This is a genomic window from Pantoea sp. Ap-870, assembly GCF_011752515.1.
GTDB lineage: Bacteria > Pseudomonadota > Gammaproteobacteria > Enterobacterales > Enterobacteriaceae > Pantoea > Pantoea dispersa.
This window is the reverse complement of record NZ_VWXG01000003.1, coordinates 378,000-399,696: the sequence shown is the minus strand read 5'-3', so window position 1 is coordinate 399,696 and position 21,697 is coordinate 378,000. Positions and strand designations below refer to the sequence as shown.

20 protein-coding genes are annotated in these 21,697 nt (G+C 59.2%); 12 read left to right on the top strand and 8 right to left on the bottom strand.

The window, feature by feature from the left end; translation table 11 throughout:
• Positions 1 to 20: 20 nt before the first annotated feature.
• Entirely contained in the window at positions 21 to 974 is a 954-nt protein-coding gene (locus F3J41_RS10970; RefSeq protein WP_166711117.1) for an alpha/beta fold hydrolase, read from the top strand.
• 49 nt (positions 975 to 1,023) lie between these two features.
• On the opposite strand, the gene F3J41_RS10965 is transcribed toward F3J41_RS10970, so the two are convergent.
• Positions 1,024 to 1,707, bottom strand: a complete 684-nt coding sequence (locus F3J41_RS10965) for a YecA family protein (RefSeq protein WP_166711115.1) — start codon at positions 1,705 to 1,707, stop codon at positions 1,024 to 1,026.
• A gap of 206 nt (positions 1,708 to 1,913) precedes the next feature.
• Here F3J41_RS10965 and F3J41_RS10960 point away from each other — a divergent pair, with 206 nt between their 5' ends.
• The 4 genes from F3J41_RS10960 to F3J41_RS10945 all read left to right on the top strand — a co-directional run bounded on the left by F3J41_RS10960 (position 1,914) and on the right by F3J41_RS10945 (position 5,717).
• Positions 1,914 to 2,933 (top strand): isopenicillin N synthase family oxygenase, encoded by a 1,020-nt coding sequence (locus tag F3J41_RS10960; protein WP_058780927.1) that lies wholly within the window; start codon positions 1,914 to 1,916, stop codon positions 2,931 to 2,933.
• Positions 2,934 to 2,951: 18 nt separating this feature from the next.
• Entirely contained in the window at positions 2,952 to 3,734 is a 783-nt protein-coding gene (locus F3J41_RS10955; protein WP_166711113.1) for a MetQ/NlpA family ABC transporter substrate-binding protein, read from the top strand.
• Between the two features lie 111 nt (positions 3,735 to 3,845).
• On the top strand, positions 3,846 to 5,183 hold the full coding sequence (locus F3J41_RS10950; RefSeq protein WP_247656277.1) for a serine hydrolase: 1,338 nt from the start codon (positions 3,846 to 3,848) through the stop codon (positions 5,181 to 5,183).
• Positions 5,184 to 5,222: 39 nt separating this feature from the next.
• The gene (locus F3J41_RS10945; protein WP_031279558.1) at positions 5,223 to 5,717 is read left to right on the top strand and encodes an RcnB family protein; all 495 of its coding nucleotides are present in this window, start codon (positions 5,223 to 5,225) and stop codon (positions 5,715 to 5,717) included.
• Here the strand turns inward: F3J41_RS10945 and F3J41_RS10940 are convergent.
• Positions 5,707 to 7,158: a PLP-dependent aminotransferase family protein gene (locus F3J41_RS10940; RefSeq protein WP_166711111.1), complete on the bottom strand. Its 1,452-nt coding sequence runs from the start codon at positions 7,156 to 7,158 to the stop codon at positions 5,707 to 5,709. The genes F3J41_RS10945 and F3J41_RS10940 overlap by 11 nt on opposite strands.
• Before the next feature lie 105 nt (positions 7,159 to 7,263).
• Between F3J41_RS10940 and F3J41_RS10935 the strand changes: the two genes are divergently transcribed.
• A complete protein-coding gene (locus F3J41_RS10935) occupies positions 7,264 to 7,974 on the top strand; it encodes a GNAT family N-acetyltransferase (RefSeq protein ID WP_166711109.1) in 711 nt (236 codons plus the stop codon).
• 25 nt (positions 7,975 to 7,999) lie between these two features.
• Here F3J41_RS10935 and F3J41_RS10930 read toward each other — a convergent pair whose 3' ends face one another.
• From F3J41_RS10930 to F3J41_RS10920, 3 genes are all read right to left on the bottom strand, one after another.
• Complete coding sequence (locus tag F3J41_RS10930; RefSeq protein ID WP_166711106.1) at positions 8,000 to 8,530, bottom strand: hypothetical protein; 531 nt, start codon at positions 8,528 to 8,530, stop codon at positions 8,000 to 8,002.
• A 241-nt stretch (positions 8,531 to 8,771) separates the two neighbouring features.
• Positions 8,772 to 11,072: a phosphatidylglycerol--membrane-oligosaccharide glycerophosphotransferase gene (opgB, locus tag F3J41_RS10925; RefSeq protein ID WP_127834570.1), complete on the bottom strand. Its 2,301-nt coding sequence runs from the start codon at positions 11,070 to 11,072 to the stop codon at positions 8,772 to 8,774.
• Between the two features lie 209 nt (positions 11,073 to 11,281).
• A complete protein-coding gene (locus F3J41_RS10920; RefSeq protein WP_021506760.1) occupies positions 11,282 to 11,671 on the bottom strand; it encodes a tautomerase family protein in 390 nt (129 codons plus the stop codon).
• Positions 11,672 to 11,791: 120 nt separating this feature from the next.
• On the opposite strand from F3J41_RS10920, the gene F3J41_RS10915 reads away from it, so the two are divergent.
• Positions 11,792 to 12,715 (top strand): LysR family transcriptional regulator, encoded by a 924-nt coding sequence (locus F3J41_RS10915; protein WP_166711105.1) that lies wholly within the window; start codon positions 11,792 to 11,794, stop codon positions 12,713 to 12,715.
• Here F3J41_RS10915 and F3J41_RS10910 read toward each other — a convergent pair.
• Positions 12,689 to 13,708, bottom strand: coding sequence for a glycosyltransferase family 32 protein (locus tag F3J41_RS10910; RefSeq protein ID WP_166711103.1), 1,020 nt, complete (start codon positions 13,706 to 13,708; stop codon positions 12,689 to 12,691). The genes F3J41_RS10915 and F3J41_RS10910 overlap by 27 nt on opposite strands.
• Before the next feature lie 415 nt (positions 13,709 to 14,123).
• Here F3J41_RS10910 and F3J41_RS10905 point away from each other — a divergent pair, with 415 nt between their 5' ends.
• Positions 14,124 to 15,077, top strand: a complete 954-nt coding sequence (locus F3J41_RS10905) for a WD40 repeat domain-containing protein (RefSeq protein WP_166711101.1) — start codon at positions 14,124 to 14,126, stop codon at positions 15,075 to 15,077.
• 15 nt (positions 15,078 to 15,092) lie between these two features.
• Here the strand turns inward: F3J41_RS10905 and F3J41_RS10900 are convergent, their stop codons facing one another.
• On the bottom strand, positions 15,093 to 15,647 hold the full coding sequence (locus tag F3J41_RS10900; protein WP_059011091.1) for a histidine phosphatase family protein: 555 nt from the start codon (positions 15,645 to 15,647) through the stop codon (positions 15,093 to 15,095).
• Positions 15,648 to 16,232: 585 nt separating this feature from the next.
• Here F3J41_RS10900 and F3J41_RS10895 point away from each other — a divergent pair.
• The 4 genes from F3J41_RS10895 to F3J41_RS10880 all read left to right on the top strand — a co-directional run bounded on the left by F3J41_RS10895 (position 16,233) and on the right by F3J41_RS10880 (position 21,165).
• A complete protein-coding gene (locus F3J41_RS10895) occupies positions 16,233 to 17,621 on the top strand; it encodes an MFS transporter (RefSeq protein ID WP_058771437.1) in 1,389 nt (462 codons plus the stop codon).
• 75 nt (positions 17,622 to 17,696) lie between these two features.
• Positions 17,697 to 18,719 carry a LacI family DNA-binding transcriptional regulator gene (locus F3J41_RS10890; RefSeq protein ID WP_166711098.1) on the top strand — a complete coding sequence of 341 codons (1,023 nt, stop codon included), beginning with the start codon at positions 17,697 to 17,699 and terminating at the stop codon, positions 18,717 to 18,719.
• Between the two features lie 12 nt (positions 18,720 to 18,731).
• On the top strand, positions 18,732 to 19,715 hold the full coding sequence (locus F3J41_RS10885) for a nucleoside hydrolase (protein WP_166711096.1): 984 nt from the start codon (positions 18,732 to 18,734) through the stop codon (positions 19,713 to 19,715).
• A gap of 229 nt (positions 19,716 to 19,944) precedes the next feature.
• Positions 19,945 to 21,165 (top strand): MFS transporter, encoded by a 1,221-nt coding sequence (locus F3J41_RS10880; RefSeq protein ID WP_021506769.1) that lies wholly within the window; start codon positions 19,945 to 19,947, stop codon positions 21,163 to 21,165.
• Here F3J41_RS10880 and F3J41_RS10875 read toward each other — a convergent pair.
• Positions 21,162 to 21,626, bottom strand: a complete 465-nt coding sequence (locus F3J41_RS10875) for a YbaK/EbsC family protein (protein ID WP_058757173.1) — start codon at positions 21,624 to 21,626, stop codon at positions 21,162 to 21,164. The genes F3J41_RS10880 and F3J41_RS10875 overlap by 4 nt on opposite strands.
• Positions 21,627 to 21,697: the final 71 nt, after the last annotated feature.

Below are 21,697 nucleotides of genomic sequence, written 5' to 3'. Positions count from 1 at the left end.
ACAAAATGGAGATCAATCACGTGTTCAAAAAATTACTGTTAACCCTGCTGCTTGCCTCGGCCGCGCTGTTTTCCGCCGCCAGCACTGCCGCGGATGAATTCCCGCTGCCCGCCGGTTTTACCAGCAGCTATCAAACTGTGGATGGCGTGCGCCTGCATTATGTGAAGGGCGGCAGCGGACCGCTGGTGTATCTGGTACACGGTTTCGGACAGACGTGGTACGAGTGGCACCAGCTGATGCCGGAACTGGCAAAAAACCACACCGTCGTGGCGGTGGATCTGCCGGGGCTGGGGCAGTCTGACGTGCCGCATTCGTATCGCGCCACCGATGTCGCGCCGCTGCTTTATCAGCTGGCACAACAGTTCGCCGGCGGCAAAAAATTCGACCTGGTGGCGCACGACATTGGCATCTGGAATACCTATCCGCTGCTGGTGAAACATCAGGACAGCATCCGCCGCGCCATCTTTATGGAAGCGCCGATCCCGGATGAAAGCATCTATCAGTTCCCGGCCTTTACGCCTGAAGGCGAATCCCTGGTGTGGCACTTCAGCTTCTTTGCGGCGCAGGGACAGCTCGCTGAGCAGCTGATCGCCGGTAAAGAGCGCCTGTTCTTTGAGCATTTCATCAAAGAACATGCCGCCAACAAAGCGGTGTTCACGCCGGCGCTGCTGGATCTCTACAGCAAATCCTATGCAAAACCGCACAGCCTGAATGCCGCCTTTGAATATTACCGGGTGCTGAATCAGGGAGTGGCGGACAATAAAGTGCTCTCCCGCGAGAAAATTGCCGTGCCGATGCTGGCGATTGGCGGTGGCGGTCACGGCGGACTGGGTGCTTATGAGCAGCAGGTGGTCAGCCGCTACGCCTCGCAGGTCACCGGCAAAGTGTTACCTGGCTGCGGTCACTGGTTACCTGAAGAGTGCCCCGCGCCACTGAATGCGGCGGTGATGGCGTTTCTCGCGTCCGGGAAATAACGCGGTGCGCAGGCCAGTTTTAGCGCTGGCCTGCGTTGAGGTGAGCGTCTCAGGTTTTATTCAGGCAGCACTGCTTAAACTTTTTGCCGCTGCCGCACGGGCAGGGATCGTTGCGGCCGGTTTTTTCACCGGCAAAATGCGGCAGCTGCGGAGCCGGATCGGGCTGCGCCATGCGCTGTTCCTGCCAGTACTCGTGCAGTTCCAGCGCCGCCGGGCGAATCGCCTCAATGCTGGCCTCAAACGCGTCCGGGGTGAAGGCTTCACGCTGCGCCAGCTGCGCTTCACTGCCGTGCAGCGCAATCGCCTGCAGCGCCGGTTGCTGTGCCGCCGGCAGCTGCGCCCAGTCCGCATCCAGCGCCACGCCGCGCATGTAGCCGTAGCACCAGTCTTCCACCACGGTAAACAGCTGGCCTTCCATCTCCTGCTCGCCGAACAGCGGATCGAACTGCTCCGGGTACTCCGCCAGCCGCTCGGCGATGTCGTTAAAGTGCTGGAAGGTCAGCGCCATGAAGCGGTCCATTTCGCGCGCGTTCGCCCACTGAGGAATCTTCTTCTCACCGCCCCAGATCGCCACCAGCCATTCGCTCGGTTCGATATCGTTTGGGCCGGAGAGCAGGGCGGTCAGCATGCCGTCCAGTTCGGCGGTGTCCACCACGGAGTGTTCGTTGCCATATTTTTCCAGCATGTCATCAAGCCAGTTCAGCTCTTTTTCGGTTAACGGACCCTGATTCATCCGGCGTCTCCTGCGGTGTGCATTGGTGGGCAAAAATTGCTGGGCGCGATTATAGCGGCAGCGCGCCTGATTTACCGCTTTTTGCATATCGATAGCCGAAGTGTGCCTAAAAAGGAATCGCCATAACTTATCGCGCAACAGTATTGGCGGGAAACGGCGGCGAATGTCAGCGTAAACGCAGGATTTACCGATAGCGAGGAGACAACATCATGGCGGATACCCTGCCAGTACTGGATCTGGCCCTGCTGGAATTACCGGACGCAGAGCAGGCAGCTTACCTGGCGCAGCTGCGCGAGACCGCGCGTGACGTCGGTTTCTTCTATCTGGTCAATCATGGCATCAACCCGCAACTGCTGCACAACGTGCAGAGTATCACGCGGGCGTTTTTTGCCCTGCCGCAGGCGGAGAAGCAGCGCGTGGCAATGATCCACTCGCCGCATTTTCGCGGCTACAACCACGCCGGCGTGGAATACACCCGCGACCAGCGCGATCAGCGTGAACAGTTTGATATCGGTGCCGAACGCGCGGCGCTGACGCTGCAGCCGGGCGATCCGGCGTGGAAACGGCTGCAGGGGCCTAACTTATGGCCGGAAGCGTTACCGCAATTGCGTCCGGTGATGCACGCCTGGCAGCAGGCGATGACCGCCATCGCGCTGCGCCTGCTGCGGGCCTTTGCTAAAGCGCTGGCGCTGCCGCCGGATGCGTTCGACGCGCTGTATGGCACCCAGCCCAATGAGCACATCAAGCTGATTCGTTATCCCGGTCAGGCAGCAGAAGCCAGCCAGCAGGGCGTAGGCGCGCACAAAGACTCCGGCTTCCTCACCTTTTTGCTGCAGGACGATCAGCCCGGTTTGCAGGTGGAAGTGTCCCCCGGTCACTGGGTGGATGCGCTGCCGAAGCCGGGCGCGTTTGTGGTCAACATCGGTGAACTGCTGGAGATTGCCAGCAATGGGTATCTGCGCGCCACCGTGCACCGCGTGGTGTCGCCGCCGGCTAATCGTGAACGCGTGTCGATCGCTTTTTTCCTCGGTGCGCAGCTGGACGCCGAAGTACCGCTGTATCAGTTGCCGCCGCAGCTGGCGGCAGAAGCCCACGGCCCGACCAGCGATCCTGACAATCCGCTGCTGCGCGAAGTGGGCTGGAACTACCTCAAAGGGCGTCTGCGTTCCCATCGCGATGTGGCGCAGCGCTATTACGCTGATGCATTAAGCACAGTGAAATCATAAGAAACGTAAGGAAAGGCCATGCAGAAAACGATGATAGCGTCACTGGCCCTGATGGCCCTGTTCAGCAGCGTGGCGTCCGCCGCGGCACTGCGCGTGGCCGCCGATCCGGTGCCGCACAGTGAGATTCTCAACTACATCAAACAAACCGACAAACAGCTCGACCTGAAGGTGATCGAGCTTAACGGCAATTTAAACGCTAACGAGCTGCTGGCGCGTGGCGACGTCGATGCCAACTATTTCCAGCATGTGCCTTATCTGCGCGATCAGGAAAAAGCGCTGGGCGAAAAATTTGCCGTGGTGGCGACCGTGCATATTGAGCCACTCGGGATTTATTCGCACAAAGTGAAATCTCTGAAAGATCTGCCGGATGGCGCGCAGGTGGCGGTGCCCAACAACGTCACTAACCTGAGCCGCGCGCTCTATCTGCTGCAGGCCAACGGCCTGATTACGCTGAAAAGCCGCAGCGCCAGTACGCTGGTGACCACGGCGGACATCAGTGACAACCCGCACCATCTGAAGATCATTGAAGTTGAAGCGCCGCAGCTGCCGCGCGCGCTGGATGATGCGCAGCTGGCGATTATTAACGGTAATTATGCCCTGCAGGCCGGGCTGGTGCCGTCAAAAGACGCGCTGGCGCTGGAACAGGCAAAGGATAATCCGTATGCCAACGTGCTGGTCACCACGCCAAAGCTGGCCAGCGACCCGCGCATTCTCGCGTTAGCGAAAGATCTCGAATCAAAGCAAACTGCTGAATTTATCAACCAGCACTACCAGGGATCGGTTATCCCGGTTAATCAATAATGCCCGGCGCCACCTGCGGCTGACAGGTGGCGCACCCGCTGTTCTGTGGTATATTTCGCCACCAACACCAGTGGCACCTGCTGCATAACATAAAAAATAACTTATCAATTGATGGCTATTTCCCGCTTCGTCAGGCTTCAGCGGCTGACGCTTTCTCGCGCCTGGTTGCACCTGCGGCTGCCAGCCCTGTGTCTGCTGCTCAGCGGCTGCGGGACGCTGTCGCAAACGTCCGCGCCGGTGGGCGATCGCGTCTATCTTTCCCACGCCTCCTTCCATGAAAACGTCGATGACATTGTGCGCCACTACATGCAGCAAAAGCAGGTAGCGGGCATCAGCATCGCCATTATTCACCAGCGCGGCGCGCCGCAGTTTTACAGCTATGGCATCACCGATGCGCGCCAGCGTTATCCCATCACGCCGGATACGCTGTTTGCGCTGGGCTCGCTGAGCAAGGGCGTTACCGCAGAGGTCATTATCGGGCTGGTGGATCGCGGCGAGCTGCACTGGAGCGACACGCTGGCCACGCTGCTGCCGCGCGGCGTGCCGCTGAGTGAGGATGCAAAACGCATCACGCTGCTGCAGCTGGTCACGCACACCTCAGGGCTGCCGCGTCAGGATATGGATCTGCCGATGTTCCTGAAATTTATGGCTTACCTGCGCAGCGGCGAAAATTTTTACGGCAATCTGGATAGCGATGCCGTGCTGAGTTATCTGGCCGATTTCAGCGCCCCCGCGCACCCGGCGGCGCAGTACTCCAATCTCGGCTATGCGCTGCTGGGCTATATTCTGCAGCATCGCCTGCATCAGGACATTGAAACGCTGGCGCAGCATCAGCTGTTTGGTCCGCTCGGCATGACCAGCAGCAGCTTCCATCCGCAACCCCTGCGCGGCTATCCGTGGCGCGCGCTGGGCCACGCCGGCGATCAGCCGAAACTGATCGCGCGTGGTCAGCTGACGCCGGACTGGGCCTTTCGCGGCAATATGGTGGCGGCCGCCAGCCTGTACAGCAATGCGCGCGATCTGATTCGCTACCTCGATGCGCATCTGCACAGCGATGCACAGGGCGCGCTCGGTCAGGCGCTGGCGCAGGTCAATTATCCTTATGAGCAGCATGGCAACCAGGCGCAGAATATCGCCTGGGTAACCGATACTTATGGTCAGCAGCAGATCACTTATCAGGTGGGGTATATTGGCGGTTATGCCAGCTTTATTGGCTACGATCGCGCCCACGGCAATGCCATCGTGGTGCTGCAAAACGCCTTCAACTGGAGCAACTATCTCGGCATTGCGCTGCTGCGTGATTTGGCGCGTAAAGATCGCCGGGTGCTGAACACGGTTGCTTGCAATTTTGCTGCTCAGCAAAGCGCGGCGCCTGAGGTATGCTGTGGAGCGAAATTTGACGCGCAAAGCGCGGCGCGGGAACCTTCCGCACGTGGCGCTTGTCAGTAAATGGGACAGTTAAATAATTAACCAGAGTGGAAATCACCAATGCGCAGGACACACGTCACCCTTCTTTCAGCAGGAATTTTTCTGGGCGCTTTAAGCCTGACGCCAGCAGCACTGGCAGAAGGTGAGCAAACCGATAGCGTACCGATGCCGCCGCAGGTGCAGCAAACCGCACCGGACGCCTCAGCGCCAGCGGCCACCAGCGATGCGCCCGCCAGCAGTGAACCGGCAGAATCCAGCGGCGATGTCGCGCCGATTCGCCCGTCACAAAACGGTCCGGGTGAAGCGCCATCCGCCGCCAATAATTACGATCTGCACACCATCATCATCGATTACAAAGAGTATAAAGTCGGTGACGTCGTGCCGGATGAGTACCGTAAAAAGCAGTACACCATCGTTGAGTGGCAGCCGCGCCACCTGCCTGCACCGCAGGAAGGCACGCACTGGGCTTACATCAACGCTAACTACATCCTGATCACCGACGACAGCGGCAAGATCGTGATGGGCAAATCCGGCGACATTTTCTTCAAGGGTTAATGCCCGGCAGCAGGCGCGCTAACTGCGCCACGCCTGCCATTATCTGACTGGTGCTGGTATTACCGTATCCCAGCACCAGTCCCTGCTGTTTTTGCTCGCCCAGATAAAAGCCGGACAGCGCGCCAGGCGCATAGCCATGGCGAAACAACTGCGCCGTCAGCGCCACATCATCCACCGTATCCGCCAGCGGCAACACCAGATGCATACCGCACTCACCGCCCAGCAGCGGCACCTGGGCACCAAATGTCTCCTGTAGCGCAGCCCGCAGCGTGGCCTGCCGCTGACGATACAGGCGGCGCATTTTGCTCAGGTGGCGATTGAAATCCCCGCTGCGTAAAAACAGCGCCAGCGCCTGCTGTTCCGGCCGGTTACCGCCGCGTAACAGCTCATGCAAGGCCGGCCGCAGCCGCGGCAGTAGTGGGGCAGGCAGCACCATGTAGCCGATGCGCAGCGCCGGAAACAGGGTTTTGCTGAAGGAGCCGATGTAAATCACCGGCGTCGGCTGCGCCATGCCCTGCATCGCGGCGATGGGCTCGCCGCTGTAGCGAAAATCGCTGTCGTAATCATCTTCAATAATCCACGCCTGATGCCGCTGTGCCGCCGCCAGCAGCGCCAGCCGGCGCGCGGCGCTCATGATCGCGCCGGTGGGATACTGATGCGTCGGCGTGGTGTAAATCAGCCGCGGCGGGCGCTGCTGCCAGTCCTGCGCTGTCGGTGCCAGTCCCTGCGCATCCACCGCAATCGGCTCGATCTGCAGATCGCCGAGGCGCATCGCCGCTTTGGCGCCGCGATAGCCCGGCTCCTCCACCCAGCCGGTGTCACCACGATTGGTGAGCAGCGCGACGCACAGCGTCAGCGCCTGCTGCGCGCCTTCGGTAATCACAATCTGCTGCGGCGCACAGCGCACGCCGCGCGCCAGCGCCAGATGCTGCGCCAGCGCCTCACGTAGCGCCAGCTCACCCAGCGGATCGCCGTAGCCCAGCAGCTGTGCCTGCTGCGCGGTTTGATTGAGCGCGCGACGCCACTGCGCCAGCGGGAAATGCGCCAGCGCCGGCGTGCTCGGGCGCAGCGCCAGCTCCTGGCTGGAGAGGCGATGCAGCGAATGCAACCGGGCAGCGCGCGCGGAAACCGGCCAGTCGGTGCTGTCGTCGGACGCCTGCGCGGGCAGCGGCGTGTGCGCCAGCCGGCTGACGCGGCTTCCCTGGCGGTCGCTGAGGATAAATCCTTCCGCCTGCAGCCGTGACCAGACGGCGATCACCGTATTGCGCGACACCTGCAGTTCAGCCGCCAGCTGGCGGGTCGCCGGCAGGCGCGTGCCCGCCGCCAGCTGACCATTCAGTATCGCCTGGCGCAGCCGCTGATACAGCTGCTGTTGCAGTGTCAGGCTGCCGTCGGCCTCTAGCGGTGCCAGCAGCAGCGATTGCCGGTTTAATGCACGCATCGGCGCCTCCGTGGATCTATCGATTTGTCACATTGTGGCGCTTTTTCCTGAACCAGCAAAGTGGCACGCTGCACGCTGTCACTCTCACACAGAAGGAATCGCCGTATGTCACCGCAGACCAATCGTTATGGACAACCCATCGGCCCGGCGCTGGAGGCGTGGCAGCCGCGCCCGCTGCCGCAGGGGCAGATTTTCACCGGCCAGTATTGCCGGCTGGAGCCGCTGGATGCCGCACGTCACGGTCGCGAGCTGTATGCGGCTTATGCGCTGGCGGAAGATGACCGCGACTGGACCTGGCTGCCGGTCGGGCGCTTTGACGATGAAGCGTCTTATCTGGCATTTGCGCAGCAGTGCCAGCAGAGTCCGGATTACCTGCACTTCGCGGTTATTGACCGGCAGAGCGGGCGGGCGGTCGGCTCGCTGGCGCTGATGCGCATTGAACCGCAGCACGGTGTGATGGAGGTCGGCTTTGTGGTGTTCTCACCGCTGCTGAAGCAAACCCGCATGGCCACCGAAGCCCATTATCTGCTGATGCGTTACGCCTTCGAACAACTCGGCTATCGTCGCTACGAGTGGAAATGCGACAGCTGTAACCAGCCGTCGTACAACGCCGCACTGCGGCTGGGCTTCCGTTATGAAGGCACGTTTCGTCAGGTGGTGGTGTATAAAAATCGCAGCCGGGATACCGCCTGGTTCTCTATCATCGACAGCGAATGGCCGCAGGTGAAGCTGGGATTTGAGCGCTGGCTGGCGGCAGACAATTTCGACGCTCGCGGGCAACAACGCGCCAGGCTGGAGACATTACGTCAGGCCTGACGCGCGCGTCGGGCTGGCTACCCGGCTAACCGGCAAAAATATATTTGGCGGCTGACAACACAAAGGCGCTGGCCATCGCCATCATCAGTCGCCGATGCCAGAGATTATCGCGTTTGAGCTCATTGAAACCGAGCTGCATGCGATGGTCGAGATCCAGCAGGCGCTCATCCACTTTTTCAAAGCGTTTATCAATTTGCCTGAATCGCTCATCGATTTGTTCAAAACGCTGATCGATTGTCCTGAATTGCTCATCCATCTTTTCAAAGCGTTGATCGATTTTCCTGAATTGCGCATCCATCTTTTCAAAGCGTTGATCAATTTTCCTGAATTGCTCATCGACGTTGTCAAACCGCAGCTCAATGGCCTTAAACGTATGGCGGACCTCATTTTCAAAATGCCTGAGGCTCTGTGCCAGTTTATCGACACGCTGCGCGGTGGCGTGATTTGCCCGCATCACGCCTTCCATGGCCTGCGAAAGGTGCGTTTTGGTCAGGCTGTTTTCCTGCTGCATTTCGGCAAAAATGTCGACCATCACTTCGGCCTGGTGATCGGCCACGCCCGCCTGCTGCAGCGCTTTGAATGCCTTATGGGTGTTCATCATCGTCGGTATCATCCCTGTTGCTCCTGGTCGCCTTTCCTGTTGCCTGCAAGGTTATCCAGGTAGTGATAGTTGCACCATGTGATGATGTGGATTTTGCGCGACGTCTCGAAAAATATCAATTCGTACAATGAGTAACGCTAAGCGGCAATAAAAAAGGCCTGCACGCTGGCAGGCCCTGGTCTGGCACGCATTTTTATCACTTTTCGGGCTGCGGAATTATTTTTATCTCCGCCATGCCGATACCGAGTTTGCGTGGATCCTGACCGGTAATGTTGCCGAGATTAGACAGCTGTGGTTCTGGCGGCGTGATGATCAGGTTGCGGCTGGCGCCGGGGTTGGTGAAATGCAGCGTTTGCGTGGAGAACGCGTCACCCAGATTGAGCTGCTGCACTTGCTCGCCGACGCGCACCGGAATCGGTCGATGGGCGTTAGCCCCATAGGCGCGTGCGGTGATCACTACGTCAAAACGCGCCGGCAGCGGATCGACATATTCAATGTTCACCTCCGGCGCGAGGTTGGCGTTCGACCAGCGCCCCCAGCTTTCCGGCCGTGAAATACCGCTAAAGCGCTTCACGCTGGCCGGCGCGCCCGGCACGGTCAGCAGGAAGCTGTCCGCCTGGTAGCGAATGGCATTGTCCTCGATGCGCATTTGCTGTTCATTGAGCTGATAGGTCGCCGCGCTGACTTTCACCTGCGGGAACTGCGCTTTGCCCTGCCACACCGGCTGGTCGATGCGCGTTACCGTGGGTTGTCCGCCGGTCTGGCCCATCGCCAGGCAGAGATCGGTCGACAGCGCCAGCGCCGGCTGCCACAGCCGGCCCATTTTGAAGCAGCGATCGACCCAGACAAACTTATCGCTGGCGGCAAAATCGGCCAGCTGGAAGCGCAGCGGCGCGGCGTATTCGCCTTCCGGCAGCGGCTCTACCTGATGATCGGATACGCGGAACAGGATCGGCAGCCTGAACGTCGCGCCCGAGAAGCTAAAGGTGTTTTTGGGCTGGTCGATGGTGAACGTTTTCATCTGGCTGGGGAAATTCCACAGCTGAATGATATCGGCTTTCCACGCCGTGACCTTCTTCGCCATGTCATCGAACTGGCTGGAGAGCGAGGCCGAAGACAGCCCGCTGCGGCCAAGGCCAATCGCGTTATCCCCGCCGAGAATATCCAGCACCGTGGCGCCGTTATCCAGCGTGCTGCGCTTGCCGTCCAGCACCTCGGCCTGCGGCTGATCGCCACGGATCACCATAAACAGATCGCGGCGCGGCTGCTTGATCAGATACTGATGCGCCGTGTTATTCATCGCCAGATGATCGGAACTCACCACAATCACGGTGTTTTTAAACCACGGCGAGGCTTTGATGCGGGCAATCAGGCGCGCCACGTGCTCCTGGGAACAGGCCACCGCGCTAAACGACTGGTTGGGTTTGCCGTCATAGCTGTAACTTTTGCGCTGACAGCTGCGCGAAATAAAGCCGTCCGGATGATGGGTGTCCACGGTGAGTGTAAACAGCGCAAAGCGTTTCTGCTGACGCGACAGCTCCTCATACTTTTCAAACACTTCATCCATCACCGTATCGTCGTAAAAGCCCCAGTTGTTACGGTAGCTGGGGTCGGCGACGCGGCTCTTCAGCTCCTGCGAGCCGTACATGTTGGCGGCGTCAAAACCGTGTGACAGCAAAAAAGTGTCTTTACCGGCAAAGCGCAGGTCTGCGCCCTGAATAAACCAGTTCTCATAGCCGGAGTGTTTGAGAATATCGCCGAGGCAGATATTTTGCGGATAGAAGCTGGAAAGTGAAGCCGAGGCGTTGCCGTCGAACGGCGCAAACAGCGGAATACCGCACTGTGACGCCACCATGCCGGCGATGGTGTAATCGGTACCGGGCAGTTGTTCGGTATTGCTGAAGTCAATGCTGTGATCTTTTTCGCGGCTCAGCTCTGGTGCCAGTCCAGGAAAAGCCTGTTGATCGAAGTAGGTGCGCTCAAGGCTTTCGCCGTAGATATACACCAGGTTGAGCTTCGGCGCGTTAATCTGCTTGTTCGGCGTTTTGTAATAAGTTTCGAAATCCGAGTCAGCCTGGCGCGCGTGGGAGGCGATCAGCTCTTTCACCTGGCGAAACGCCGGCGTGGTTTGCACCGAGCCGGCAGCACAGGCGATCGCCAGCAGGCTCCAGCCGAGATGATGCGGACGTTTATGCCGGCGCAACACCCAGGAGAGAAAACAAAACAGTAAAAACAGGCCGATGATCAAGCCAAGCGCCGGTACCACATATTTGCTCACGCCCGCGCCGGTCAGGCTGTTGGTCAGGGTATAGAGCACCGCATCGTTGATGCCATCGCCGGTAAAATAGTTGCTGGCATACAGCGTAGCGTTGAGCACGATGAACAGGGTGAGCAGCAGCAAGATCAGGATAAACCAGAATTTATTTCGCCCGGCTTTATACGAATAGACTGCGATCGCAGCCAAAAAGAGCACTATTGAAAGCAACTCCAACGGCAGATCCTCACATTAAGTAAAAAGAACGCGTTACCTGCGTCTGCGGCCCTCTGCGGGGGTTTTGCGTCAATCTATATTGGCTGTCACAGGGCTGCAACACATCCAACCAGATTTGTGCGATGCATTGCGAATCGTTTAAGGCGGGTTTAGGCGGAGTCTGATTTAGTCTGGCAGCAACCGGCGCGCTGCTGCCAGCCAGGGCGGCGCGGGCGTTACAACTTACCGGTGAGATACTGCGCTTCGCCGTCGGCAAAGCTCCAGTCACCTTTGCTGTTGGTGATAAAACTGATCATCAGATCGTTGCCCTGCACGCCACAATTTTCCCGCAGCTCGCGCGCTAACTCTGCCATGAAGTGCGTTTTCTGTTCTTCACTTCTTGGGCTGGTGTACACGCGCACCATCACCAGATTGTCGCTGCGCGCAAAGCCCAGCCCGGTATCCTGAAAGACCATCTGATAACGCTTGTTTTCATGAACAATCTGGTAACGATCGCGCGCCGGAACCTTAAATGCCGTGAGTACTGCGCGATGCGCGGCGTCGAGTAAGGTGCGAATCTCTGCTTCAGAACGGCCCTGAATAACATCAAAAGTCAGTAACGGCATCAATAAATCCTCGTTTTTGCCCACGCGGAAAGAGTAGGATGAAACGCTATGCTGCCGCTTGCTGCCGGAAAGAAAAAGCGCGCTGATTAAAATGATTATTTATTATTTTGAACAATCCTGATGAAAGAAATTAAAACCGATGCACTCTGGGTGCATTTGCACTGGCTGACGGTACTGGCGGAACAGGGCAGTTTTACCCGCGCGGCTGAACGCCTGGATGTCAGTAAAGCGGCGATGAGCCAGAAAATCAAAGAACTGGAGCAGATGGCGGGCGTGGCGCTGGTGCAGCGCACCACGCGCAGCGTGCGGCTGACGTCGGCCGGTGAAAAGCTGGTGGACGACCTGCGTGAGCCGTTTGCGCGCATCGCGCAGAGCTTCTTTAGCGTGCGTGACGAAGCCGGGCCGGTGCGCGGTCTGGTGCGCATCAGCGCGCCGGTGGCGTTTGCCCGGCAGCAACTGGTGCCGATTATCGGCGACTTTTTGCGCGACTATCCGCAGGTGCGGTTGCAGCTCAACGTCAGCGATCGGCTGGTGTCGCTGGGCAGCGAAGGATTCGATCTCGCCATTCGCCACAGCCAGCAGCTGCCGGAAACGCACGTCGCGCTGCCGCTGTGTGAAACGCGCACGCTGCTGGTGGCCGCGCCGGATTATCTGACCCGTCACGGCACGCCAGATACGCCGCAGGCGCTGCAGCAGCATAACTGCCTCTATTATCCGCGCGGGCTGGAGTCGCCGCAGTGGCGCTTTCGTCTGCACAGCGATGACAGCGAAACGGTGCAGGTGAAGATTCAGGGTAATTTCGCCACTAATAACAGCGAGTCGATTCGTGACGCTGCGCTGCAGGGGCTGGGCATTGCTATGCTGCCAGACTTTAGCTCCAGCGCGGCGCTGGCCAGCGGCACGCTGCAGCAGGTGCTGCCGGAGTGGCAGGCGGTCGATGCCTTTGCCGACCGCCTGTGGGTGGTGCGGCCCTACGCAGCGCAGGTGCCGCGTGCCGTCACCACCTTTATCCACTGGCTACGCACGCGCTTTGTTGATGGGTGAGGCCAGCGGCGCGCTGAGCGGTGTACTAGGCTGCATCATCGCTCCCAGCAGGCTGCGACGGTTATAGTTACCGAGACGCAGATTGAAGTCGAGATGCAGCTGCTCAATGCCGCTCAGTTTGATCACCGGCGGCGGCGTATGCGGGCGCTGATGGAATAGCACCGTGTGCGCAAAGGCGTCACTTTGCCAGTTGTTCAGCCGCTGATAGTAATACGCGTTGGCCTCACATTTACGCAGATACAGGTTCACGCGGCGATGTTCGCGCATCGCCGCCTGCTGCGCCAGCGAACCCAGCTGCTGTGCCGGCTCGGCGATTTTCTGCGTCAGCAGGGCAAAATCATCGCGCTTTGCCAGCTCATTAAAATAGTTGTGCGCCCCCAGATGCTTGATCGGCGCGTACTGTTTTTGCCACTCGCGAATAAAAGGATTATTGGGCGCAGCGGCGAGAAACCAGTTTTCAATCACCGGTGCCAGATAGTTGACGGTGGCAATTTCACGGTAATAGCCAATCACATCCATGCGGCGTTCCTGATGCGCACGGTGCACCCAGCTCAGGTCTTCAAATAACAGCGTGCTGCAGTCAATCGCAATACCGCCGTAGCGTAATAATAATTCGAGGCGAATGACTTCACTTTTTTGCTGCTCGCTTAATTGTGTCGAGGTAAAAATAAAATCCGGCAGGACCTCTTTAAGCGTTAAACGGTTTAATACATACACCTGATGGTCAGGATTATCCTGCCGTAGCTGCTGGATATTTAACGCCATCGATTTCGGTAAATATTCATTGTCCCAGTACATCCAGATTTTTTTGGGTATTTCCGGCAGCGCTTTCTCACCCGAAAGCAACACGATATTGTCCTCTTCGCTGGGATCATATTCCGGCGCGCAGAGCGCAGTATGCTGTTTTTTCTGCAGTAATGTCTGGCCGGTGAAGGCGATTCTCTGCCAGTGTTGCCAGAGCGTAAGGGCTGGCTGGAGACGTTTTTTTGTCATGATGCACCTGATTATTGTGATTATGGGGAGCAAAGATTCCCTGATGCTGGCGGCTTGAGCGCGCTTATGTGTCCTGACGGCTGTGTGTAAAAAGACTACCCTTGCTTAATAATCGATCCGCAGCGGCAAGGCTACGAATTTTTTTCGCTTTCAGATTTACCGGAAACGCCGGGATCCGGGATGGCTAAAAAGAGGTATCAATAAAATGATGAGGTACGGCGTTTTTTATTTTTAATCGATTAAGATTATTCCTAATAAAATAACCTCCTGCAGGCGCAGGCCGCGGCGCGGAATAAAAATGCGCGATCGGCGGTCCGTTAACCGCGCTGTATTTTCCCCTGGCCTGGCCGCCGCTTGCCCAACGCGGAGGCAGGTTAGCTACGCTTAGAGCAGGCAACGAAAAAAAGGAGGCACTATGCAGCCACACAAGCATGGGTTACTGGCGGTTGATAAGCAGGGCAACCGCGTGCTGTTTCTCAATCCCGACAGCTTCGCCGTTGAGCAGGAGCTGAATGCCTTACCGCCGCGACCGCATGAGCTGCTGATGCTGCCCGCGCTGGATAAGGCGTATGTGCCGATCTACGGTGATGGCGTCCACGGCGACAATCCGCATCCGGGGCACAAGGTGGCGATTATCGATTTGCGCCGGCGGCAGATTCGCGGCTTTATCGATCTGTCACCGCTCAAGGCGCCGCACAGCGGCCAGCTGGGACGCGATGGCAAAGTGTATCTGTGCTGTGAACACAGTGCCGCGGTGGCGGTGATCGATCCGCACAGCGACACGCTGGAGAAAACCATCCCGCTGCCGTCGCACAACGCGCACCGGCTGACGCTGTCGCCCAGCGGCCGCAAGCTGTTTACTGAAAACGAAGAGGACGCCAGCATCACGGTGGTGGATCTGTGCGAGGCGGAAGGGCGCATCATTGATAACATCCTGCTGCCGGGACCGATTGCCGGCATTGCCGCCTCGCCAAAACACCCCTATCTGGTGGCCAGCGCGGCAGACGCGCCGCTGCTGTACGTGGTGGATCGTCAGAGCCATCGTATCCGCCAGCGCATCACGTTGCCCGGCCATCAGCAGCCGTGCCAGGTGGTGCGCTTCAGTGCCAGCGGTGAGCGGCTGGTGGCGATTGGCGACGGGGAAGGAGTGGTGACGCTGTTTGACGACTTGCTTAATCCGTTGGGTGACGTTGCGGTCGGCAATCAGCCGATGGATGGCTGTTTTAGCGCCGATAACCGCAGCCTGCTGATCGCTAATCAGGGTGACGGTTCGCTTAGCCTGATCGATCTGACGCAGATGAAGGTCATCGCCACGCCGCAGGCTGGCACCGGCTGCGAAGTCCTGAGCTACTTTCAGCTGTCGTCCTGAGTGCGAAAGCCGCCATCAAATAAACGGCCGGTGATAAATCGCGCTGCTCCAGTGGCGGCTGCTGGCGTGTTTTTCTGCCTGCCAGCCGCGCTTGCGCAGTTGGCGCGCAATCAGTTTGTTCATAATACCGTGGCCCACCAGCAGCACCGTGCCCTGTTGCGACAGGGCAATCAGTTTGTCTGCCGCCCGCTGCGCGCGCTGCCGGGCATGCTGCACTGATTCCACGCGCCCGGCGTAACCGCATAGCCACAGCAAGCGCAGCAGCGCCAGCCACAGCGTCAGCGGCAGATGCAGGCGCGCAAACGGCAGCAGCGGCATCGCCACTTCACTGAACACCTCATCCACGTCCTGCGCCTGCAGACCGAGCCGCGCCAGCGATGAACGCGCGCGCGGCAACGGGCTGCAGGCAATCATGCTGGCCATGCGCGCAATCGCCATACTGCGTGGCGGCGGCGCATCACAAATCACCGCCTGGTCGTAGCCTTCACACCAGTCCGCCAGCGCCCGCGCCGTAAAGCGCCCGCTTACCGGATGGTCTGGCTTGCCGTGTCGCATGAGGATAATGGTCATAATGCTCCTGAGTGAAGGTCATCCAGTCTACTGCAGGCACGCAGGATTTCGCGCGGCCCGGGCGGTTTTAAGAATAATGCCCGGGTGTCATCAAAACTTAACTGAAATGTGCGAAAACGGCGCGGTGAAAGTTTGGTCGCCGTTTTTGCCAATGATAAGCAATAGTCGTTAATCACGCAGCGTGCGTGGATTTTTTTATGACGCTGGCTGTAATGTAATGTCATGAATTAACGCCGTTTTTATCTTTTTCTCCTGCACCATTGTGAAGATAAGTTAATTATTTTCCTGTTGATCACTTGATTTATCTACGCGCGTAGATAGACTGTCTTCACAGTGACAACTCACGGTGCCAGAGACGAAGTTGGCCTTGATATGACCCAGTTACATTTGCCGTGCTAATGCGATCGATGAAAAAAACATCGGCGAAATCAGGCAAATAGATGAATTCCAACACCAGGGAATTCTTTACTGACCTTTCATCCAGGTTTGCCTACTGAACGTCGCCACCGGGGAGTTCCGCTTGTTGCCAGGGAACCGACCCACGGATGGGCGTTTACTGTTTTCACCTCTTTCAGGGAAATGGTTATGACGGTACATCACTCCGTTACGCAACAAGGTTCACCCGCTTCCGCCGCCGATGCGCGGCTGGAAACCACCACCGGGCGCAAAGATTTCTGGCGCGCCACCTTCTCCTGCTGGCTGGGCACCGCGATGGAATACGCGGATTTCGCCCTGTATGGCCTCGCTGCCGGCATCATTTTTGGCGATGTATTCTTCCCCGAAGCCACCCCGGCAATGGCGCTGCTCTCCAGCTTTGCCACCTGGTCGGTCGGCTTTATTGCACGCCCGATCGGGGCGCTGCTGTTTGGCTGGATTGGCGATCGCAAGGGCCGCAAGGTCGTGATGATCAGCACCATCATTCTGATGGGCGCTTCGACCACGCTGATCGGCCTGATTCCTTCCTATGCAACGATTGGCCTGTGGGCGCCGGCCTGCCTGGTGCTGCTGCGTTTCACGCAGGGGCTGGGCGCCGGCGCTGAGCTCTCGGGCGGCACGGTGATGCTGGGGGAATACGCGCCGGTTGAGCGCCGTGGCCTGGTGTCGTCGGTGATTGCGCTTGGTTCCAACAGCGGCACGCTGATTGCGTCGCTGGTGTGGCTGGCGGTGATTCAGATGGATAAAGCCACGCTGCTCGACTGGGGCTGGCGAATTCCGTTCCTCAGCAGTGTGTTGATTGCTGCGGTCGCGCTGTGGATTCGCCGTCATCTGCGTGAAACGCCGGTGTTTGAGCGTCAGCAGGCGGAACTGCAGGCGCAGCGCCATGAAACGCTGGCGCAAAGCGCGACGCAACCCGACAGCCGCAGCTTCTGGCAGCGCAGCCGCGCCTTCTGGACCATGGTAGGCCTGCGCATCGGTGAGAACGGCCCGTCCTATCTGGCACAGGGCTTTATCGTCGGCTACGTCGCCAAAGTGCTGATGCTGGACAAATCGGTGCCGACCACCGCGGTGTTCATTGCCTCGCTGCTCGGTTTCCTGATCATCCCGTTTGCCGGCTGGCTGTCAGACCGCTTTGGCCGACGCATCACCTATCGCGGCTTCTGCCTGTTACTGATGGTCTACGCCTGGCCCGCCTTTAGCCTGATGGACAGCCGCGAGCCGGCCATCGTGATTCCGGTGATTGTAGTGGGGATGGCGCTGGCGTCGCTGGGCATCTTTGGCGTGCAGGCGGCGTGGGGCGTGGAGATGTTTGGCGTCAAACACCGTTACACCAAAATGGCGGTTGCCAAAGAGCTGGGGTCTATCCTTTCAGGAGGTACCGCACCGCTGGTGGCGGCGGCGCTGCTGTCGTTTACCGGCCACTGGTGGCCGATTGCCGTGTACTTCTCGGCCATGGCGACCATCGGTTTCCTCACCACCTTTGTGGCACCGGAAACGCGCGGACGCGATCTGAATCTGCCGGAGGATGCTATCTGACGCGCAGGATCGTACAACATTCTTTGATTACGCTGGCCGGTATTCCCGGCCAGCGGCATTAACGCAGAGGCAATATTGACGAAATCCCCAACCGGAAATGTGACACGCAGTGACGTCGCCAAAGCCGCCGGAACCTCGGTGGCGGTGGTCAGCTATGTGATCAACAACGGACCGCGTCCGGTGGCCGAAGCCACGCGTCAGCGCGTGCTGGCCGCCATCCAGCAAACCGGCTATCGCCCGAATGCGGTGGCGCGCGCGCTGGCCTCCGGCAGTACCAAAACCTTTGGCCTGATCGTGCCGAATATCGCAAACCCGTTTGTCGCCTCAATGGCGCACGTGCTGCTGCAGGAGTCGCTGAACCACGGCCACGTAATGCTGCTGGGCGATGCCGGCGACGATCGCCAGCGCGAGCTGGAGCTGATTCAGGGTTTGCTGAATCGTCAGGTTGATGGCCTGTTTTACACCAGCGTCGATCGCCATCCCTATATTGATGTCATCCAGGCGAGCGGAACGCCGCTGGTGATGCTGGACCGCATCGAACCGCGTCCCGGCGTCAGCATGCTGTGCGTGAACGAACGTGAAGCGGCGCGTCAGGTCACGGCGCATCTGCTCAGCCACGGCTATCAGCAGGTCGGCATGATCAGCGGTCCGCGTGAGATGCTTAACGCGCAGGATCGTATTCAGGGCTGGCGCGACGCCATGGCGCAGCACGGGCTGACGGTAGATGAAGCGCTGATTTTTCCGGCCGGCTATTCACGGCAGGGCGGCTACGACGCCGGGCAGCGCATGATTGCCAGCAGCCGGGTGCCGCGCGCGCTGTTTACCAGTAACGAAGGGCAGGCGATTGGCTGTATCCGCGCGCTGTCCGAACACGGTCTGCGCGTGCCGCACGATGTCGCGCTGGTGTGTTTCAACGGTACCGAGCAATCGGCCTTTCATGTGCCCACGCTCACCACCGTGCGCCAGCCGCTGCGCGAAATGGCACGCAGCGCCATCGCCATGCTGAAAAACGGTCATGGCGAGGCGCAGCTGGCCGAATTTCCTCACCATCTGGAGATCGGTGAGTCTTGTGGCTGCCCGCACCCTCAACAAAAATAAATATATAACACCATGAAAAGACTAATTATTGATTGTGATCCGGGGAATGGTATTGCTGGCGCTAACACCGATGACGGGCTGGCGCTGGCCTTAGCGCTGGCGTCACGCGCGCTGGCCGTTGAGCTAATCACCACCGTGAGCGGCAACACGCCGAGCGCGGTGGGAGCGCGGGTGGCTAAAGATCTGCTGCAGCGGCTCGGACTGAACATTCCGGTGGTGCAGGGCGCGCTGCAGGCGCTGCGCGAAGATCCGGCGCCGTGGCGCGCGCGGCTGGATAACGTCGCGGACCCGGCGCTGGGCGAACTGTGGCGCGGCGTGCGCCAGCCGCAGACGGTGGCAGCGGACGGCAACGATGCGGCGGGCGTAATGGGCCAGCTGATTTGTGACAATCCCGGCGAGTTTACGCTGGTGGCGATCGGCCCGCTGACCAACGTGGCGCAGGCGCTGCAGCGCTATCCGCAGATGGCGGATTGCGTAGCGGAGATCGTCATCATGGGCGGCGTATTCGCGCTGGATGACTACATCAAAGACACCAATTTTGGCCTCGATCCGGAAGCGGCGCATCAGGTGCTGCACAGCGGCGCCACCATCACGCTGGTGCCGATGGATGCCACCACGCAGACGCTGCTGACCCATCAGGATCTGACGCGCCTGACCGCCTGCGATCATCCACTGCCGCAATTTGTGCGCGAAACGCTGCGACCGTGGATTGATTACTCCATCCGCACCCGCCATCTGCCGGGTTGCTGGATCCACGATGCGCTGGTCATTGCCTGGCTGCTCAACCAGCGCGTGGCGGACGGCGTGGATTATCACGTCGATATTGAGCTGCGTCCCGGTGCCACGCGCGGCAAGACCTGGCGCTACCGCACGCCGCTGCGGCTGGACGTCGGCGTGCCGGCGGACGCGGGCGCACTGGTGCATGTGATGCAGAACGTAAACAATCCGCTGCTGCTGGAAGTGATTGAGCAGACGTTCAACGGATTGAAACGCTAAGATTTTGCTGCGGCGTGCGGTCTCCCGGCCGGAGTACCGCGCGCCGCTTCCCTGCCGACACGCTTCCTTACATCGCGAATCACTCGCTGACAATTCCCCGCCGCGCGGCGCCTTTCTGACATGCTATATACAAATGGTTAACACAATAATAACCAGTGCAACCATTCGCTGGATAACGTTCCAATAAAAATCTGGCCGCGAGCCGGAAGCAATCAGACAGGATACCCTTATGTTTAACTGGACTGCGACCCAGCGCAACGTGGCTTTCGCCAGTTTCGCCAGCTGGACGCTGGATGCGTTCGACTTCTTTATTCTGGTGTTTGTGCTCAGCGATCTTGCGCGCTACTTCAACACCAGCGTCTCCGATGTTTCCATTGCCATTATGCTGACGCTGGCCGTACGACCGGTGGGCGCATTGATCTTTGGCCGGCTGGCGGAAAAATATGGCCGCCGGCCGATCCTGATGCTCAACATCGTGCTGTTTTCGCTGTTTGAGTTGCTGTCGGCATGGTCGCCCAACTTTGCTGCCTTCCTGACCTTCCGCGTGATTTACGGCGTGGCGATGGGCGGCATCTGGGGCGTGGCCTCTTCGCTGGCGATGGAAACCATTCCCGACCGTTCGCGCGGTCTGATGTCCGGCATCTTCCAGGCCGGTTATCCGTGCGGCTATCTGCTGGCGTCGATAGTGTTTGGCCTGTTCTTCGAACAGGTGGGCTGGCGCGGCATGTTCCTGATTGGCGCGCTGCCGATTCTGCTGCTGCCGTTTATCTATTTTAAAGTGCCGGAATCGCCGGTATGGCTGGCGGCACGCGAGCGTAAAGAGAATCACGCGCTGCTGCCCATCATCCGCCAGCACTGGAAAATCTGTATTTACATGGTGCTGCTGATGGCCTGTTTTAACTTCTTCAGCCACGGCACGCAGGATCTCTACCCGACGTTCCTGAAAGTGCAGCACCAGTTTGACGCCCACACGGTGAGCATTATCGCCATCGGCTATAACATCGCGGCGATGCTCGGCGGCATTACGTTCGGCTCGCTGTCCGAGCGTATCGGGCGTAAAAAAGCCATCATGCTGGCGTCGTTTCTGGCGCTGCCGGTGCTGCCGCTGTGGGCGTTCTCCAGCGGTTCCTGGGCGATTGGTATCGGCGCGTTCCTGATGCAGTTTATGGTGCAGGGCGCATGGGGCGTGGTGCCGACCTACCTGACCGAGCTGGTGCCGGCCAATGCGCGTGCGGTACTGCCGGGCTTCGTTTACCAGCTGGGGAATTTAATTGCTTCGGTCAACGCCACGCTGCAGTCACGCATCGCCGAAGCCCACGGCGGTAACTACGGGCTGGGCATGGCGATTGTCGCCGGCACGGTGGCGGTACTAATTTGCGTGTTCGTGGCGTTTGGCCGCGAGACGCGCGGCATCGAAATATCCGGGGCGGTGGCGAAAGAGACGCGTTAACGCGCCTCGCAGACGTCAATCCATTTCGCCGCCGTGAGCTCAGCCATGCGCTGCGGCGAAATGCGCACCGCGCTGTGAATCGAACCGGCCGCAGGTAACACTTCATCGAAACTGCGCAGCGACACATCGCAATAGACGGTCAGTGGATTTTCCAGCCCGAACGGGCACACGCCGCCGACCGGATGGCCGGTCCAGTTCACCACTTCATCCACGCTCAGCATGCGCGCTTTTGCCCCGAGCGCTGCCTTCAGCTTGCGGTTATCCAGCCGGGCGTCGCCGCGTGTGACAATCAGCACCACGCTCTCTTTCACTTTCAGCGACAGGGTTTTGGCGATCTGCCCCGGCGTCACGCCATGTACGCGTGCGGCCAGTTCTACGGTGGCAGTGCTTTCCGGCATCTCGATGATGTCGATATCCGGTGCGTGTTCGGCAAAGAAGTGCCGTACCGACTCCAGGCTCATTTTTTTCTCCGGTAAAAACAGAGCGTAAAAGCTGCCATAAGGCGGGAAAGCTGTAAACGGGAGAAACGGAG

What these genes read in the sequence shown, in the direction of transcription:
- F3J41_RS10935 (WP_166711109.1), top strand. Translation starts at nt 7,264, where the DNA reads ATGTCACCGCAGACCAATCGTTATGGACAACCCATCGGCCCGGCGCTG.
- F3J41_RS10945 (WP_031279558.1), top strand. Translation starts at nt 5,223, where the DNA reads ATGCGCAGGACACACGTCACCCTTCTTTCAGCAGGAATTTTTCTGGGC.
- F3J41_RS10895 (WP_058771437.1), top strand. Translation starts at nt 16,233, where the DNA reads ATGACGGTACATCACTCCGTTACGCAACAAGGTTCACCCGCTTCCGCC.
- F3J41_RS10965 (WP_166711115.1), bottom strand. Translation starts at nt 1,707, where the DNA reads ATGAATCAGGGTCCGTTAACCGAAAAAGAGCTGAACTGGCTTGATGAC.
- F3J41_RS10905 (WP_166711101.1), top strand. Translation starts at nt 14,124, where the DNA reads ATGCAGCCACACAAGCATGGGTTACTGGCGGTTGATAAGCAGGGCAAC.
- F3J41_RS10900 (WP_059011091.1), bottom strand. Translation starts at nt 15,647, where the DNA reads ATGACCATTATCCTCATGCGACACGGCAAGCCAGACCATCCGGTAAGC.
- F3J41_RS10955 (WP_166711113.1), top strand. Translation starts at nt 2,952, where the DNA reads ATGCAGAAAACGATGATAGCGTCACTGGCCCTGATGGCCCTGTTCAGC.
- F3J41_RS10915 (WP_166711105.1), top strand. Translation starts at nt 11,792, where the DNA reads ATGAAAGAAATTAAAACCGATGCACTCTGGGTGCATTTGCACTGGCTG.
- F3J41_RS10880 (WP_021506769.1), top strand. Translation starts at nt 19,945, where the DNA reads ATGTTTAACTGGACTGCGACCCAGCGCAACGTGGCTTTCGCCAGTTTC.
- F3J41_RS10885 (WP_166711096.1), top strand. Translation starts at nt 18,732, where the DNA reads ATGAAAAGACTAATTATTGATTGTGATCCGGGGAATGGTATTGCTGGC.
- F3J41_RS10920 (WP_021506760.1), bottom strand. Translation starts at nt 11,671, where the DNA reads ATGCCGTTACTGACTTTTGATGTTATTCAGGGCCGTTCTGAAGCAGAG.
- F3J41_RS10910 (WP_166711103.1), bottom strand. Translation starts at nt 13,708, where the DNA reads ATGACAAAAAAACGTCTCCAGCCAGCCCTTACGCTCTGGCAACACTGG.
- F3J41_RS10950 (WP_247656277.1), top strand. Translation starts at nt 3,846, where the DNA reads ATGGCTATTTCCCGCTTCGTCAGGCTTCAGCGGCTGACGCTTTCTCGC.
- F3J41_RS10940 (WP_166711111.1), bottom strand. Translation starts at nt 7,158, where the DNA reads ATGCGTGCATTAAACCGGCAATCGCTGCTGCTGGCACCGCTAGAGGCC.
- F3J41_RS10875 (WP_058757173.1), bottom strand. Translation starts at nt 21,626, where the DNA reads ATGAGCCTGGAGTCGGTACGGCACTTCTTTGCCGAACACGCACCGGAT.